Source organism: Streptomyces sp. NPDC026589 (assembly GCF_040638385.1).
GTDB lineage: Bacteria > Actinomycetota > Actinomycetes > Streptomycetales > Streptomycetaceae > Streptomyces.
The window spans coordinates 42,981-58,814 of record NZ_JBEZYG010000003.1 but is presented as its reverse complement, the minus strand read 5'-3'; the positions used below and the strand labels follow the sequence as shown (position 1 = coordinate 58,814).

Genomic DNA, 15,834 nt, shown 5'->3' with positions numbered 1-15,834 from the left:
CGGTGCACGTAAACCGAGTTGGTGAGTGCACCAGGTACACCGCAGCAACCTCTCCCGATCCCGTGTCTCTCTCGGCAAGGCTGTCTCACCTCACAAGAACATGGAGGTGAGTGATGCGAGCAGTAATCTTCGGTGCGTCCGGGCTCCTTGGCCGCAGCATGATGCGGGCCTTCGACGACATGACCGTAACGGGCACCGGATTCAGCAGAACAGCCAGCGCTCTGGTCACGGTCGACGCGACGTCGGCCGACGCCATCACGCGCCTGCTCGACCGGGCCCGGCCGGACGTGGTCGTGAACTGTGTCGGCGAGCGCCGCCCCGCAGTGTGGACTGGTTCACCGGACCGGGCCCGCGCCGGCAACGTGGATGCGGCCCGGCTGATCGCCGAGGGCGCTCACCAGAGCGGAGCCCGGCTGGTGCACATCTCCAGCGACTACGTCTTCGACGGAATTGCGCCGCCCTACCGTCCTGGCAGCCTCCCGAATCCGCTGAATGCTTACGGCCGGTGGAAGCTCCTCGCCGAGCACGCCGTGCGTGCCGCCTGCCTGGACGCCGCGATCCTGCGGCTGCCCGTACTCTACGGACCGGCGCAGTTCGCGGCCGAGACAAATCTGACCGAGATTGCCCGCCAGGTCGGGGCCGGCGCACCGATTGAGCTGGACGACGTGTGTGTCCGCTATCCCACGCACGTGGACGAGGCCGCCGAGGCGTGCAGCCAGCTCGCCCGTTCCCTGTTGGAAGGGAAGGGTTTGGGCTCGGTTGCCCACTGGAGTGCGGAGCAGGGGCTGACCAAGTACCGGATGGCTCTCTTGATCGCGCGCAGGTTCGGCCTGCCCGCCGGCCACGTGCGCGCCGGGGTCGCGGACGCGGCGTCCGGAGAGCGGCCGGTCGACTGCCGCCTCGACTCCCTTGATCTGCACGGGGCCCTTAACCCGGTCCGCCGCCTGTTCGACATCGAGTTCCCACCCGTGGTCGAGCCCTGGCTCATCCCTGCCGGGCCCGTTCCTGGACAAAGGAAGGACCCATCGTGACCGCGCTCCTGTACGAGGACTTCGCCCGTGCGTATGTGACCGGGGTGGGCGACACGGTCCGCCGCATGCTCACCCGTGGCGGTACTGCTGCCGATCTGCTGGCCAAGGCCACCGCCAGTGGCGGCGAAGTCCGCGCCTTCGGCAACGGCGGCTCCTCTGCGATCGTCCGCTCGGCTCTGCTCCAGCTCCACGCCCAGGCCGGAGTGCCGGTGAACGACGCGATGATGAGCCCGGCGACCCTGGCCTACAGGGCGCAGCAGCAGGACTACCGCACGGCCTTCGCTCGGTCGCTCGCCGACGGCATCGACCGGGTCGACCTGGTTGTTGTCGCCAGTGTCAGCGGCCGGTCGGCGAACATTGTCGAGGCCGCCCGGCTCTGCGCCGAACACCGCGTGCCGGTGCTGGCGCTGGTGGGCGGCGACGGTTCCCAGATGGAGTCGGCCGGGGGGATGGTCTGGGCGACCGGCACCACGGATCAGCAGATCAGCGAAGACGCCATGCTGACCGTGCTGACCCTGGCCGCCGCCGCGGTCGACCCCGTCGCGGAGACCTTGTCGGCCCGAGCGGAGCAGCACCTGCGCGCCCTGGGCGCAGTGGATACCGAGTTGCTGGGGGCATTTCTACGGGAGGCGACCGAAGCCGTCGCGGACGCGATCCGTAACCGGGCCCGGATCTACGTGCTGTGCCCGGACGGCGGACCTCTCGCCCTCGTCGGCGAGCATTTCGCACACAACTTGGCCTGGGACGCGCCGCTCGGCGTCGAGGGGGTACAGCCCCCACTCGTCGTCAACGATCCCTCGCTGGCCGACCTGAGCGCGATGCACAACGACCATCCCGACCCGGCGCACGGCGTCTGCTACCAGCTGAGCAGCGCGGAACCCGGCGACGTGGTGTTCCTCCTGGCCTATGACTCGGGCAGCAGGACGACTCGCGAGGCCGTCAACGCCGCCACCGTGGCAGGAACCCAACCGCTCCTCCTGCACCGGGACGGCCCGGACCATTCCGGCCTCGGGGCGCGTCACTTCCGGCTGCCTCGCGTCGACGACTTCGCGCTCGGCGCCCTGGTGCAGTCGGTCGCCCATCTGCTGTGCCGAACCACCCGCGCCGTCCTGACCACGGACCGAATCGGCCCTGGCACCGCGCTGTCGTCCGACGAGCTCATGGCGCAGGACCTGGCGCCGCTCCGCGAACTTTCCGACACCCCGTTCCACTGAGCGAAAGGTTTCCCACCATGTCCGTACGTGAGATCCGCACCGACATCGTCCGCCCCGCCCGCAGCGAGATCGCCGCCCTGGCGCGCATCCCGGTCGCCTCGATCGTGGACGCCCTCGGCAAGACCGGCGCACTCACCTACTGCCTGCGCCTTCAGACCCCCGGCCAGGTTCTGTGCGGCAGCGCCGTCACCGCGCTGGGCCCGGACGTGACCGTGCGCCGCGCGGCCATCGACCTGGCGCTGCCCGGCGACGTCGTCGTGGTCGCGGCCGGCGGGAACAAGGAACGCTCGTGCTTCGGCGGCGTGACCGCAGCACACATGCAGAGCCGCGGCATCGCCGGAGCCCTCGTCGACGGCATGGTCCGCGACGTCGCCGAGTTGCGCCACATCGCCTTCCCCACTGTCGCCCGTGGCACCACCCCCCTCAACTACGACTACCCCGCCGGCCGGGAGGACGGCGCGGTCAACGTCCCCGTGGACATCGACAACGTCCGCATCACCCCTGGGGACGTGGTGGTCGGCGACGAGGACGGAACGGTGATCGTCCCTCGCGACCAGGTCGCGGCCGTCATCGCCAAGGCCCACGCGTCCATGAGCGCTGAGGAAAAGAAGTGGTGGGCCCGTCGCGGCCAGAGCCTCGGCGCCGTACAGCAGCTCGCCAACTCCGGCTACAAGATCATCTGAGGGGAATTTCGATGACCGACCACACCCAACTCGCTGCGACTTTCCGGCGATTCGCCGACCAGCAGGCGACGGGACTGTCCCCTCTGTACGCCGCCCTGTCCCGCGCGGTCGCCCGCACCCCCGAGCTGCTCGCCCTCGCGGCCCGCACCAAGCCGGGACAGCCCGCCCCGAACATGCTGCTCGGGGCCGTCCACCACATCCTCCGCCGCGGTGTCCAGCACCCGCTCGCCTCCTACTTCACCGGCCACGAGGACCTGGCAGACGACCGTGCTGTCGAACTGCTGGCGGACTTCTGCCGCCAGCACGCCGGACAGATCCGGCGGATCATCGGGGCCCGGTCCGTCCAGACCAACGAGGTCAACCGCTGTTCGGTCCTTCTGCCCGCCTTCGCCGCGCTCCAGCAGCAGCTCGACGACGGACGACCGATAAGGATCGTCGACGTAGGCGCCAGCGCCGGGCTTACCCTGCTCTGGGACCGCTACACCTACGAGTACAACGGTCACCGGCTGACCCTGCCGGACAGCAACCCGGGCACTGTCGTGCACTGCGCGGTCAGGGGCGGAATCCCGCCTATGGCCCTCGATGTCACGCGGTTCGTCCACCCGGTCGGGATCGAACCGAACCCGGTGGACGTCACGGACCCCGAGGCCATCGAGTGGCTGATCAGCCTCACGTGGCCCGAGCAGACCAAGCGAATGCACACCCTGGACTCCGCCCTGGCACTGGCCGCCCGTACGCCGCCGACGATCCTGGCCGGCACAGCCCAGGACCACCTCGTCGGCATCGTCGACGAGACCCCGGCCGACCAGCACCTCCTCTTCGTCTTCTCCTGGTCGATCTACCAGATCTTCGGCTCGCCTGGCGGCCGGGAGCGTCTCGTCGACACCTTCGCCGAGCTGAGCCGGCGCCGCCCGCTGCACGAGATCTCCATCGGCCACTTCGGCCACGACACCCCCCGCATGATCATGGCCAGTCACGACGACGGCGTGAGCCGCTCCGACGTCGTGGCCCACTGCGACGTTTACGGCACCTGGCTCGAGTGGCTGGGCGAACCGCCCGCCCGGCCGAGCGTCTGAGGGGAGTGCCTCATGTCGCGCACGATCACCAGGGCGGTCGTGGCCGCCGGCGGAGCCGGAACCAAGATGTCCCCGATCACCCGCATCCTGCCCAAGGAGATGCTGCCCGCCGGAGGGAAGCCGATCCTGGAGCACCTCGTCCACGAACTGCGTGCGGCCCAGATCACGGACGTCCTGTTCGTGATCTCCTCACGCAAGCCGCAGATCCCGGCCTACTTCGGCAGCGGCGCCGCATACGGCATGGACTTCTCCTACCGCGTCCAGGACGACGGCGCCGGACCCGGCGCCCCCATCCTCGCCGCCGAAACATGGGCCACAGGCCAGCCGTTCGTCCACGCGTTCGGGGACAACCTGATCCGATCCGCCGCCGGCAAGGAGGCCCCGCTCCAGCGACTCGTCGGTGGCACGACGGGCTGCTCCGTCCTGACCCGCGTCTTCCCCTCGGACGGCATCCCCGCGCACGAGACCCTCCTGGGCGCAGCCGAAGCACCCAGGACCGGCCCCGAACCGGCCGCCGTCGCCTTCGACACGCACCTCCTGGACCACACCGGGGCCCAGTGGGTGCACGCCTGCGCCGCCCGCTGGATCCTCGGGCCGTTCATCTTCGAGACGCTGCGCGAGTGCCCGCGCCGACCCAATGGAGAGCTCTACCTCATCGACGCCATCCGGCGCTGGATCAGCACCGGCAACCACCTGACGGCGCTGCCGCTCCGACCGGACGACCTCCGGTTCAACTGCGACAACTGGGAGACCTACCACGATGCCGTCGCCGCCCTCCGCCGATGAACGCCGCACCCTTCCCCACGACACCGACACCCTGCCCGAGAGCACCCAGATCCCCCTGGAGAGTTCGTTCCAGCGGCCCGGCACGCACGTCGCCCTGATCCTGCCCGAGCAGCGGGTGCGCCGGGTCGTGCTGGCCCTGCCCGTCGAGAAGGGCGACGGCCGCAAATACGGCCACAGCCTCGTCGAAATCGGACGGCTCCCGGCACATCTGCGCGACGGAACCGTCTTCGCCGCACCGACGTTCAGCGAGTCGCCCTGGGTGGTCAACCACGCGTTCCGAACCGACTGCCGGCAGGAGGACCACCTCGTCCGCGTGGTCCTGCCGACCGTCCTGGCCGTGCTCGGCGCGCAGACCCGGCCGCCCGTACACCTGCTGGGATTCAGCAAGGGAGGCTTCGCCGCCCTCAACCTGCTGACCCGGCACCCCGACCTCTTCGCCATCGCCAGCGTCTGGGATGCCTCGCTGCTCAGTGACCGGCCGCCCCACCCGCAGCTCGTAGACGTCGCCGGCAGCGCCGCACGGCTCGACGAGTACGACGTACGGCAGAACCTGCGTCGCCACGCCCACGACCTCCGCGAGGCACGCCGCATCGTCCTCGGGGGCATCGGCACTCTGGGCGCCGACTGGACTGCCGGCCGCCAACGCCTCGAAGCACTTGACATCCCTCATCACGCCTACCGGGATGCACCGGCGGACCACCGATGGGACGCCGCGTGGCTCGCTCCTGCCATCCGGCACCTGCTCACCCTCGAAGCCAGCTTCCTCCCGGGCCCCGGCGCTCGGGAGGAGTGAGGACGGAAAGGACGGATCAGTCCTTCAACAGCTCGTCGCGTACCGGAATCCAGTCCAGCGCGGACCGGATTCCGTCCTCAAGGGACAGCTTCGGCGTCCACCCCAGCAAATCGGCCGCCCGGTCGCTCTTCGTGTAACCGCCGGCCACGTCCCCAGGCCGCGGATCGGCGTCGATGGTTGCCAAGGGCGGGGTCACGACGTTGTTGAACGCCTCGCACAGCTCCCGGACCGTGGTACCGGAGCCGGTGCCCAGGTTGATCGCGAGCGAGCGCTTCGACCCCGTGAGAACGGAGTCGAAGCGCTCGATCGCCGCAATGTGGGCCGCGGCGAGATCCCAGACGTGCACGTAGTCCCGGATACCGCTGCCATCGCGCGTCGGATAGTTCGTCCCCGTGATCGGGAACGGCCGGCCATCCTGGTGTGCCTGGATCAGCACACCCAGAGCGTGACTGGGCCGCTTGAGCTGGAGCCCGGTACGCAGCTTCGGGTCGGCCCCGACCGGGTTGAAGTAGCGCAGCGACAGCACCCGCGGCCCCGCCACGGCGATGTCGGCGAACATCTCCTCGCACACGGCCTTGGTCCGCGCGTAGGGACTCTGCGGCGCCAGCGGCGAGTTCTCGTTGACGGGCGAACCGTCCTCGGCCCGGTAGATGGAGGCTGAGCTGCTGAAGATGATGCGGTCACAGCCGTTGCGGTGCAGGTGGCTGACGAAGTCCAGGCTTTTGGCCACGTTTGCGTTGTAGTAGCCGATCGGGTCCGCGACGGACTCGGGCACCACGATCAACGCCGCACAGTGCACCACCGCAGAGATGTCCGGGTGCTCCGAGAAGATCCGGTCGACCAGTGCGCCGTCCGCGATGTCACCTTCGTAGAAGGTGCGGCCCTCGGTGAACTCGCGGCGCCCCCGCACTAGGTTGTCGAGAATCACCGGAGTGATGCCCGCGTCCAAGCAGGCCGAGGCGACCGTACTGCCGATGTAACCGGCTCCCCCAGCGATAAGGACCTTCATCACGGTGATTCTCTCCCGGCCTCGTTCCAGCCCCAGTCGGCGGCTGGCAGCAAGGCTAGCGGAGAAGCCAGACGATGGGCCTCTCAACAGCCCCACTGCGTCCGTGACCCCTTGAGTTCCTGCCCCACGACGTCTACTGCCACCGGGTACACCTGAAGCCTGCGGTGACTCTCTGACCGCGATGTCGGCGAACCAGGGAACCGAGCGACTCACCCGGCAACGCGCCAGCCAGGCGACGTCCTCACCCGGTGCGCTCGCGGGCCTGCCGATCCGCGGCCTTCCAAGACACCGCAAGTTCCGCAGTCCTTCCTCGGAGTACGTCGCGCTGCTCCTCCAGGACCAGCGAGGTGGGCGAGAGCAAAAGGACGTTTCCCCGGTAGGGGCGGAACCCGATGCTCTCCCACCCCCGCGCGATCTTCATCGTCACGCGCTCCCACTCGGCCCGGTCCCTCAGCCGCATGTCGCTGACATCGGAGATACCCGGTGAGCACACGACCGCCCGGCAGCCCAGCATCAAGCGACAGATGACCTCGATGGCAAGCGCTGCACCCAAGCCGTAGCCCCGCCACGCCCCGTCGAGGGTCACCCGGTCCATCACGAGCAGGGCCGAGCCGGTGTAGTCCAGCATCTCGCTGACCTCGTCGGTGAAGTACCCAGTCTCCGCGTTGAGGATCGCTGCCGCGATCTCCGCGAGGTCCTCGGACTCGTCCTCCATCGCGTGAACGGCGTTCACGCCCCGGTCGAGGTGCACCCGATAGAAGTCCATGGACCCGACGGCTACCTCGTCGCCGTCAGGACCTGCGTGGAGAACAGCCACGTCCCACCGTTCCAGGGTGTCAGCGTGAGGCGTACCGGACAGGGCGTCGGTGTACGAGATACGCAGGCGCAGCTCCGCAGGATCACCTGGGGGCAAGGATGGTTCGATCACCGGTTCAGAGTAGGTCGGGAAGCGGTGTCGACCGGAAGCGGTGAATCAGAACCTGACGGCAGCCACCCGCTCAGCGCTGCGCATCCCCTCGACCGAGTAACACGCATGGTCCGTTGCGCCCGGATCCGGCGCGCTGGACTCCCGCTCATCCAGTGTCTCTACGCTCCTTCGGATCCTCCATGGCTGGCAGCCGCGCATCCCTGGGGACAGCAACGACCTCGCACCCGTCGAACAGTCGCCAGTTGAGAGGTGCCCCTGCGGCTTTCCGCGCCCGCCGGTACGTCAGGGCCCAGCCCATGTCCCGCTGTGCGTTCCCATCCGGTCCGATCCGGGTGCGCCACCAAAGCCAGCCGATCCAAGTTGTCCGCTCCTTGAGGAGTGGCGACGCGAAGGCGTAGGCCACGGTGGTCATCTCCGCCAGCGAGCCAGCGAGTTGCTGCATGTTGCCCAGCGACACCAGGTCCTGCCTGATCGAGACGCGAGCCGCGCGTACGGCGCCCCGCACGACAGCCGCGATGAACGCGGCGACTATGAGCCCAACCAAGGTCCAAAGGACGGTCATCGGGAGGCCCGTAGGGCTGCGCGGCTCACACTGATCGTGTCCGCCAGCGTGGTGTGGACTTGAAGGTCAAGGCGGTCAAGTGCAATCTGCGTCACCACATTCGCACGGCGTACACAGCCGGCATCGGCTCGTGCAGACCACGCCGGCGTGCGCTTCCCGGTCCCCTGCCGCGCCTTCATACTGAACCAGTTAGGCATTCGCCCCCCTCCTTCGCCCTGCTCCAAAGACCATGGTGCCGCGGCCGTGCGCTTCTGGGATAAGAAGCTCTCCACACCCACCCCTCCGATTGCCAGCACTCGACGGCACGCTACCTCGCTCGCGTCGGCAGCCCACCCTCTCCTCGGCCCGCGAATTCCGCGTACACGACATGCTGAGGGCGGGCACGATGGATCTATGCCAGCCTCCGATCGCGCACCCCATACTCACTTGGACCCGTACGCCCTCGACCTGGAGCTGAGCCTCCTACTCAGCTCCGCCGCTCCCCCTGGGTGGCGCAGTGCCGTCGAGGAGGCCGCTCATCTGCTCAGCAGTCGGTACAGCGGCGACTGGGCGGAGCTGCACACCCTGGCCCTGCTCCTCTTCGCCCGCACCTTCTCAGGCGGCCGAATGCCGCGGGATGTACCGGTCAACGAACTGGTCCAGGCCCTCGACGGCCCGTCCGACGGCGAGAACCGCATCACCAAGGAGATTCGGCAAACCCTAAAGGCCATGGAACAGGGAAGCGAGGTTCGCCAACCGGACGAGGAACCACCACTGCGCCTGATCTTCGGCCCCATTTCTGACCGGTACGGCGGGCCCATCCCCTGGTCCGATGAATGGGATCCCGTACCTCCGGGACCGTCACCCTTGGACCTCGCCGCCAAGCGACTCGTCGGCTACCTCCGCACGTACCAGGCCGACCAACGGGGTCGTCCTTCGAGCGTTCCCGACATCGGCGACGGGCCTCTGCACGTCGAGTCCGACGGGATCCTCATCGCCTCACCGAAGAGTCTCGTCCCCCCGGGTTGCGGTGGAGGCTGCGCCGCCTCGCGTCCACGGCGTCTCACCGTCGACGGCCCCGTGGTCACGCTCACCTGCGAAGAATGCGACACACGACGGGTGCGAAAGCAGCTCGATCCCGTCCGAACGCGCCTTGCCCTGGCCCGAACTCTAGGGGTGGCACCGTCCGTGCAAGGGTCGTACAGCATCCCCGGGGAGCTCTACGTCCCGCACGCTCAAATGGCGCGCGGAGCTGACCCATACCAATACAACTGGTTCCTCCGGTCGCGGCAGAGAGACTCACGGGTCGACCGGCCGTAAGGGATCCCGAAAACGCCGTCGGCGACCTCCGGCCCTGCGAGGCAGAGCTACTCAGGGGCAGAGAGGGATCTCCGCTACCGGCTCCCACGTCATCCGCCACCCGTCGAGGCCCTCGTCGAACGTCCATGCCACGTCGAGGAGATGTACGCGGTCGACGAGGAGCGAGGCGCGGCGCGGGACCACCTTGTTGCGCAACTCGCTGTTGAGCGGGTCGGACGAGACCGTGCCGTAGCTGTTGCCGAGTGAGATGTGCGGGCGCCCGCCGGAGTGCTGAAGTGCCGCGTCACCTCGGGTTTTCCGGATCGCTGACCGGATTCGGTCAATGAGGGCAACAGTGTCCGCCTCCGGCCAGACGTCCAGCACGACACCCGCAATATTTCCGATGGGGGGACCGACCTCCGTCGTGAACGCGGGCATGTCCGCCAGCTCCGCGCGCAAGGCGTCCGCGACTTCGGTGAGGGCCGTCTCGTCGTACCCGGCGGACGGCGCATCGGCGAGCATCTCGCACGTGAGGTGCAGGACGCCGGTGTCGCTCGGGTCCATGCCGCACTGTGGATCGATCGGGTAGCCCTCCAGGACCGGCCGGCATGCCTCAGCAAGGCCGAGCAGCTCGTCGTCCACTCCCGGTCGTGGCAGCACGTAGATGTGGAGGACTCGCATCCCGCTCACCCACGGGCGGCCTTGAAATTTCGGCACGAACGGTTCCACGTGTTCCTCCCCACTACAACGGACGCCACTTCGGCGTCCCGCGTCCATCGTGACGTCTACGCCTCGTCGGGGCGCCGCTTTCGCAAATCTCCGCGCCTGCCTCTGAGCGGCGGCATGAGAACCGGATCTGCACCCTCACGCCCTGACCGCGAACGCGCGGGGGCCGCCGGGGCCGTCAACACCGCCGAGGTGGACCCTCTCGGCCCTCAACATGGCTGGCTCACCGTCATCACGCGGGCCCTCCTGTGCGACGCCCCCACGACGGCGACCTCTCCGGACCCGTCAGTGAGCAGGGGGTTTGCTCTCTGTGAGCGGATGGTCGTACTGTGTGCGCACCGCCAGGCCCGCCAAGGCTGGCGGCGAAGGTTAGGGGCGCAGGAGTGCGCCCAGCGAACCGTTTGATTTCTTCGCCACCGGTTGTTCTACAACCGGGGCGATGACCCGGGGCGATGCCCCGGTACCCGCGCACTGCTGGAGTTACCACTACAAGGTCTTCCGACCTCAACGAATGCCGCGTGTCATTTCTGCACACGGCGCACGGCCCGCGGGTGCTGTGTTTCATGTCAGGCATCCGCCTGTCTTCGTTGAGGTCTTCGCCTCAGCGGAGCCCCCGAAGTCAGCGGCCAACCGCCTTGGGGGCGCGCAGTGTGGGCAGTACTGGAACAGGCAGCGGTCGCGGCACCGGACATCTTCATGAAGGTATTCGTCGTGTGCTTCGTGACCGTGGTGCTGGCGTTTCTGGTGGCTTTAGCTATCGCTCTTCGCGACACTCCGGCGGGGCAGCGCCCGGAGATCATCAGGGCCCTGGCCGAGTACATGCCCTTCTGGCGGAAGAAGCGGTGACTCTACAGCTTCCCAGGAGGCGAGGACTCCCGCGTCCGTACTTGAGCTGGGCAGGACGTTACTCGGCGGCCCGCCGAGCCTCTTGGCTCCAGCGCGGTGGCTCACTGATCTCCGCAGCTGCCCAAGTCCTGCCCGCCGTGCGGCCATTCCGGGCTTTACCTGCGCATCACGTTCGCCGACGCTCTGTCCGTTCCTCAAGATGCGGACCCCGTGGAGTGGTGAATGGAAGCTACCGTCGGCCCCCATCCGGTACGTCAAGGGCAGGAGATCCGCTGCGCTCAAGCCATCGATCGACCCAGGCGGGTACGGAGAGGACAAGCTGCTGCTGGGCTGCGTAGAACGCCGGGGAGTCCTCCTGGACTCGCGCGAGGCGGTCGCCGCAGCGCTGGATGGCCCGGACCTCCAGCACGCCGGGCCGCTCCGCCGGCCCGGCGACGGTCGTGGTGCACTGGTCGTGCCCAGGAGGCAAATGGCAGTTGCAGCGGGCGTCCCGGGGAGTGACTGGCAGGCCCCACCCGGGGGCTGCGAGCAGCGCCATCATCCGCCGGTGGCTGTTGACACCTTGACCTCCCTCGAACATGGGGTCGATGATCCAGCGTTCGCCGCCACCTTCGTGGTGGCCGACCCAGCCCGTCACGGCCAGAGGAACCCCCAGGGTGCGGATCAGGCCCACTCGGCGCAGCAGCCCGCTGGTCAGCCAGGCCGACACCGCAGCGGCCCGGCGGCCCGCCCGTAGGTAGGGGCGTTCGGCAGAGTGCGCCCGGTTCGGCTGGTCGCGGTGGCAGAGCGTCATGCCGTACGTGCTCAACTTCTTGTCCTGGGAATCGACCGCGTGCAGCCATTCGTCGGGGCCCAGGCCCAGCAGGGTGACGGAGGCGGAGGTGCCCAGCAGGCGCAGCACCACCCGTCCGTCCTCGACGTGAGCGCGGGCCCCGGGAATCCCGTGGATTTCGCCGTATTCGTCGGCACGCGGCAGCAGGGCCTCGGCCAGGTCCAGAGCCTGGGTCTCGTCCCGGTAGCGCCTCATGTCTGGGTCGCCCTCGAACCGGATCAGGAGGCGATCGGAGCGCGGGTCGACGTACTCAATTCCCCACGGATACACGGTGCTGATCCGGCGCCAGGCCACTGCGGCCATGACGCCGGCCTCCAGCAGCAGCTGATCAGCGTCGGGCTGGTGAATCAGCGGGGAGCCGGGCACGGCGGCCTCGACCCGACGTCGGGCGGACTGCCAGGGCAGCCCAGTGTAGAGACGCAGCAATTCGGTGCGCCGTTCGATAACGGATGACTTCATGTCTCGGAGCCCCTCAACACCGCGGAGCCGTCCCGACACAGCACGCGGCAAGAAGTCATGAGAAACATCCGGACCTTGCAGCGGTGCCAGCCGAGTTGACTTCTCCACAGCGTGCTCGATGTCGGGTCGAGCACAGGGCAGGAGCCCCGCCGGGCCCACCGCTCCGCAGTAGACCACATCGGTTCAGAGCCAACTGCTGGTCGACCAGGCAACGCGCCGTCACGTCACTCGAATGCCGCCCCCGCCGACTGCGGCTGCCGCATGTCAAGCGAACACCGCCAGCTCCGACGTCTCCTATGGAAGAGCTTCAACACCGATGCCGGACCGGCCCTGCGCACGTGCAGACGGAAGCCAGGAGGACTGAGGCACCATGCGGGACAACGCCAAGCCGTGCAGCGCGCCCTGGCCCCATACCCAGCAACTGGCTGAGCCGTGTGGCCGGAGTCATGGGGCCGTCAGCGACGAGGACACACGCTCCGCGTGTCTGTCTGGATTCCGCTCTACTGCCTTCTGTTCAACGCGGGTTGACTCAGACCTTCGCCCAAAGCTGGGCGATAGCGGCTGAGAGGAGAGCGTAAATGGCAGACAGGGCATCCACTCAGGTAGCGGGGACCAGCCCCGCGCTTCTGATCGCTGTGGAGGAGCTGGCGACCGCGCACGACCGCAGCGAGTCCGAGCGGTCCGACGTCACCAGCTCGCAGAACAGCGCGGGCGATGACGGTGACAACCGCGACCTGAATCTCCCGAAAGAGTAGGGAACCCATGGAGCACCGGCTCGTCACTCACATCGAGAAGGCTCTCGGCTGGGTCGGGCCGGGTTCCGTGGGGTCCGCGTTCGTACGCGGCACTCTCACGGACCCGGCACTGCCCGCACGCCTGTTGACCCCGTACAAACTGCTGGACCTGATCAAACGCCGCCACCTGGCCAATCCCCAGCTTCGCTGCTACGCCGCAGGCGACGAAGTTCACCCGGCCGCGTTTCTGTCCACGAGCGTCAACCGCCGCAGGCAGGCCGTGAGCCAGGCCGACATGGCGGCCCTCGGCCGGATCCTCAACGACGGTGGCACCGTCGTCCTGGACCACGCGGACTTCTTCGACCCGACGCTGGAGGTCGCGTGCCGGGCCCTGGGCTGGTGGTCCGGCGAACTGACCTCCGCCAACGCCTACCTCGCGGTCGGGGAGACCGACGGTTTCCACCTGCACTGGGACGACCACGAGGTCATCGCCGTGCAGCTGTCCGGCGAGAAGTCGTGGGAAGTACGGAGCCCCTCCCGGCCGGCGCCGATGTATCGCGATGCCGAACGAAACCGCACACCCTCCGAGGAAGTGCTGTGGAAAGGCACGATGCGGGCAGGGGACATCATGCATATCCCCCGTGGCTTCTGGCACACTGCCACCCGCCTCGGTTCCGGCAGCGGCGGCCATTCGTTGCACGTGACGTTCGGGTTCACCAAACGGACCGGTGTCACGTGGGCGAACTTCCTGTCCGACGCCGCCCGCGCTGATGAGGATTTCCGCCGCGACCTGGACAGTACCGAAGCAGTTGCGCACAGCGTGCTGGCGGACAAGCTCGGTGATCTCGCGACCTCTTACAGCCCCGAGCGGTACCTGGACGAGCTGCGGTCCAACACCCCGCCCGCGCGCCACATGCCTTTCGTGACCGCGTTCGGCAGACCTGAGGCGGTCGCGGCAGTCACCGAGTTCGCGCCCTCAATCGTCCGCTCCGGAGGCACGGTTGAGGTCCGCGGCGGCGGCAAACGTCTGACCTTCCACGAGCGCGCAGAACCGGGTCTGCGTACGCTCCTGTCAGGTCATCCGGTCTACCTGGACGGCGCCGACGCGGACACCACCGCCCTGGCCGACCTGCTCATCGCGGAGGGTCTGTGCGAACCACTGACGGAGATGTCGTCCTCGGCCTATACCGGTCTCGTCACCCCCGTGACGTACTCGAAGCAGCCGCCGGCCTCGGCGTAGTGCGCCTCGACACCGCCTCGAACTACCTCCACCACCGCTCACACGAGGTCTTGAAGACGGCTGCAGGCGATCTCCTGCCGAGGTTCTCGCTCTCCACCAAGGTCGGGTACTTTCCCGGGGAACACTCCCTCGGCCCGGCCCGGCTGCGCGCCGGAGTCGAGCAGGCGGCGAAGGACCTGGGACGGGAGCCGGACACGGTGCTCCTCCATAACCCCGAGCACGCCCGCCCCGGCACCGAGATGCTGGCGCAGGCGTGCGCGGTTCTGGCCGACGCGGCGCAGGCTGGGCTGTGCGGGAGTTGGGGTGTTTCGAGCTGGGATCCGCGTCCGCTCGTGGACCTGGAGGCGCCGAGCCCCGATGTCCTCATGGTCCGGGCAGGACTGCTGGTGGGTGTCGAAGTTCTTGAGGCGGCCGAGACCCTGGTGACCCGCTGGAAGCCGTCGCAGGTCTGGGGCATGAGCCCCTTCGGGGGCAGTACGACCGAGGCGTTGTGGGAGAGGTTCGACCCGCGGATCTTCCTGCGGCGTTCCGCGCCGGCCACGAAGGTCCAGGCGGCGTTCCGTTCCGCCTATGAGCTGCCCCGGGTCGGCGCGGTCGCGGTCGGTACGGACAGCATCGAACACCTGCGGGAGCTGGTCGGCGCCCTCGCTTACGAGGTCGACGACCAGGTGGTCCTGGAGTACCGGCAGCTTCTCCGGGCTCGCCATCAGCCCGTCTGAAGGGCCTGCACCACCCGCTCCGCCGTGTCCCGGGTGGCCTCCAGTCGAGGGTCGTCCGGGTCGGCGAAGGGGCCGAGGATCTTCGCGGCGACGAACAGCGTCATCAGTTTGCCGTCCCGGCTCTCCAAGTCCCCCCGCCGCTCACTGCGGACGCGATCGGCGAGATCCTGGGTGGCGAGGGATGCGCCCCACAGATTCGCCGCGTCCAGACCGCGCGGGGCCATGCCCCAGTCCTCCCAGTCGAACATGCAGAACTCGGGCGCCGTTACGTTCGCCCAGTTGAGATCCGCATGCGCCGAGCACCAATCGGTCACGGTCGGATCGACGTCGGGGAAGACGCTGTGGATCGTTCCCGCGACGAGGTCCTGCGTGAGGGTTTCGGTATCCGGCGTGGCGATCCGGTTGGTGTGCTGCGCGGCGAGGGCGTCCAGCGAGGCGTTCATCAAGGACCACCACTCCTCGGACAACTGCGGATCCTCGGCCAGCACAGCGTTGCCCACCGGCGCCCCCGGCAGCAGCTCCGTCTCGTCGGCCCGCCACATCACCGGGTCCGTCTCGTCCCGCCACGCGACGCCGGCGAGCCAGGCCGGCTTCGCGATCCCGCTCAGGGCCTCGGCGGAAGCGATGCCGTCCCCGCCCTGCACCCCGATCCGGTCGAGACCGCGCCGCTCGACGCGCACCCAGGTGCCGCGGTCCGTACGCGCCCCCACCGACCGACGCTTCCGCACCACGGTCTCGTACATTAGGCGCGCCCCCAGCGACCGCTCCACACGGTCCAGTACGGCTTCCACACTCTCTTTACGCAGATCCACCGAACGCAGCGTCATGCGCCTGAACGTACCAAGCCCCAGTCGGAGCGCACACCAAGCCCAACACGGTTCCGGCGGCACTACAAGCAGTCTGGCCTCGCTCGGGGGC

General features: G+C 68.4%; 16 protein-coding genes. 10 read left to right on the top strand and 6 right to left on the bottom strand.

Features of this window, described 5'->3' with window-relative positions:
- Positions 1-113 precede the first annotated feature (113 nt).
- The 6 genes from AB0F29_RS06145 to AB0F29_RS06120 are packed head-to-tail and all read left to right on the top strand — an operon-like array spanning position 114 to position 5,583.
- Positions 114-1,031 (top strand): SDR family oxidoreductase, encoded by a 918-nt coding sequence (locus AB0F29_RS06145; RefSeq protein WP_361867913.1) that lies wholly within the window; start codon positions 114-116, stop codon positions 1,029-1,031.
- Complete coding sequence (locus AB0F29_RS06140; protein ID WP_361867910.1) at positions 1,028-2,245, top strand: SIS domain-containing protein; 1,218 nt, start codon at positions 1,028-1,030, stop codon at positions 2,243-2,245. Before AB0F29_RS06145 ends, AB0F29_RS06140 begins: the two co-directional genes overlap by 4 nt.
- Positions 2,246-2,262: 17 nt before the next feature.
- The gene (locus tag AB0F29_RS06135) at positions 2,263-2,928 is read left to right on the top strand and encodes a 4-carboxy-4-hydroxy-2-oxoadipate aldolase/oxaloacetate decarboxylase (RefSeq protein ID WP_361867908.1); all 666 of its coding nucleotides are present in this window, start codon (positions 2,263-2,265) and stop codon (positions 2,926-2,928) included.
- 11 nt (positions 2,929-2,939) lie between these two features.
- A complete protein-coding gene (locus AB0F29_RS06130) occupies positions 2,940-4,004 on the top strand; it encodes a DUF2332 domain-containing protein (protein WP_361867906.1) in 1,065 nt (354 codons plus the stop codon).
- 12 nt (positions 4,005-4,016) lie between these two features.
- A complete protein-coding gene (locus tag AB0F29_RS06125; RefSeq protein WP_361867904.1) occupies positions 4,017-4,790 on the top strand; it encodes a sugar phosphate nucleotidyltransferase in 774 nt (257 codons plus the stop codon).
- Complete coding sequence (locus tag AB0F29_RS06120) at positions 4,765-5,583, top strand: hypothetical protein (protein ID WP_361867902.1); 819 nt, start codon at positions 4,765-4,767, stop codon at positions 5,581-5,583. The genes AB0F29_RS06125 and AB0F29_RS06120 overlap by 26 nt, the downstream gene beginning before the upstream one ends.
- A gap of 16 nt (positions 5,584-5,599) precedes the next feature.
- Here AB0F29_RS06120 and galE read toward each other — a convergent pair whose 3' ends face one another.
- The 4 genes from galE to AB0F29_RS06100 form a co-directional block, all read right to left on the bottom strand.
- The gene (gene galE, locus AB0F29_RS06115) at positions 5,600-6,592 is read right to left on the bottom strand and encodes a UDP-glucose 4-epimerase GalE (RefSeq protein WP_361868686.1); all 993 of its coding nucleotides are present in this window, start codon (positions 6,590-6,592) and stop codon (positions 5,600-5,602) included.
- Positions 6,593-6,833: 241 nt separating this feature from the next.
- Complete coding sequence (locus AB0F29_RS06110; protein ID WP_361867900.1) at positions 6,834-7,409, bottom strand: hypothetical protein; 576 nt, start codon at positions 7,407-7,409, stop codon at positions 6,834-6,836.
- Between the two features lie 256 nt (positions 7,410-7,665).
- On the bottom strand, positions 7,666-8,082 hold the full coding sequence (locus tag AB0F29_RS06105; protein WP_361867898.1) for a hypothetical protein: 417 nt from the start codon (positions 8,080-8,082) through the stop codon (positions 7,666-7,668).
- A gap of 1,350 nt (positions 8,083-9,432) precedes the next feature.
- Positions 9,433-10,050 carry a hypothetical protein gene (locus tag AB0F29_RS06100; RefSeq protein ID WP_361867895.1) on the bottom strand — a complete coding sequence of 206 codons (618 nt, stop codon included), beginning with the start codon at positions 10,048-10,050 and terminating at the stop codon, positions 9,433-9,435.
- Positions 10,051-10,734: 684 nt separating this feature from the next.
- On the opposite strand from AB0F29_RS06100, the gene AB0F29_RS06095 reads away from it, so the two are divergent.
- Complete coding sequence (locus tag AB0F29_RS06095) at positions 10,735-10,932, top strand: hypothetical protein (protein WP_361867892.1); 198 nt, start codon at positions 10,735-10,737, stop codon at positions 10,930-10,932.
- Between the two features lie 229 nt (positions 10,933-11,161).
- Here AB0F29_RS06095 and AB0F29_RS06090 read toward each other — a convergent pair whose 3' ends face one another.
- Positions 11,162-12,223 carry a hypothetical protein gene (locus AB0F29_RS06090; protein ID WP_361867889.1) on the bottom strand — a complete coding sequence of 354 codons (1,062 nt, stop codon included), beginning with the start codon at positions 12,221-12,223 and terminating at the stop codon, positions 11,162-11,164.
- Positions 12,224-12,801: 578 nt separating this feature from the next.
- On the opposite strand from AB0F29_RS06090, the gene AB0F29_RS06085 reads away from it, so the two are divergent.
- From AB0F29_RS06085 to AB0F29_RS06075, 3 genes are read left to right on the top strand one after another with little or no spacing between them, the layout of a single operon-like run.
- On the top strand, positions 12,802-12,978 hold the full coding sequence (locus AB0F29_RS06085) for a hypothetical protein (RefSeq protein ID WP_198540367.1): 177 nt from the start codon (positions 12,802-12,804) through the stop codon (positions 12,976-12,978).
- A 7-nt stretch (positions 12,979-12,985) separates the two neighbouring features.
- Positions 12,986-14,197, top strand: a complete 1,212-nt coding sequence (locus tag AB0F29_RS06080) for a cupin domain-containing protein (protein ID WP_361867885.1) — start codon at positions 12,986-12,988, stop codon at positions 14,195-14,197.
- The gene (locus AB0F29_RS06075) at positions 14,107-14,916 is read left to right on the top strand and encodes an aldo/keto reductase (protein WP_361867882.1); all 810 of its coding nucleotides are present in this window, start codon (positions 14,107-14,109) and stop codon (positions 14,914-14,916) included. Before AB0F29_RS06080 ends, AB0F29_RS06075 begins: the two co-directional genes overlap by 91 nt.
- Here the strand turns inward: AB0F29_RS06075 and AB0F29_RS06070 are convergent.
- Positions 14,904-15,743, bottom strand: coding sequence for a hypothetical protein (locus tag AB0F29_RS06070; RefSeq protein ID WP_361867879.1), 840 nt, complete (start codon positions 15,741-15,743; stop codon positions 14,904-14,906). The two genes, AB0F29_RS06075 and AB0F29_RS06070, sit on opposite strands and share 13 nt — an antisense overlap.
- Between the last annotated feature and the right edge of the window lie 91 nt (positions 15,744-15,834).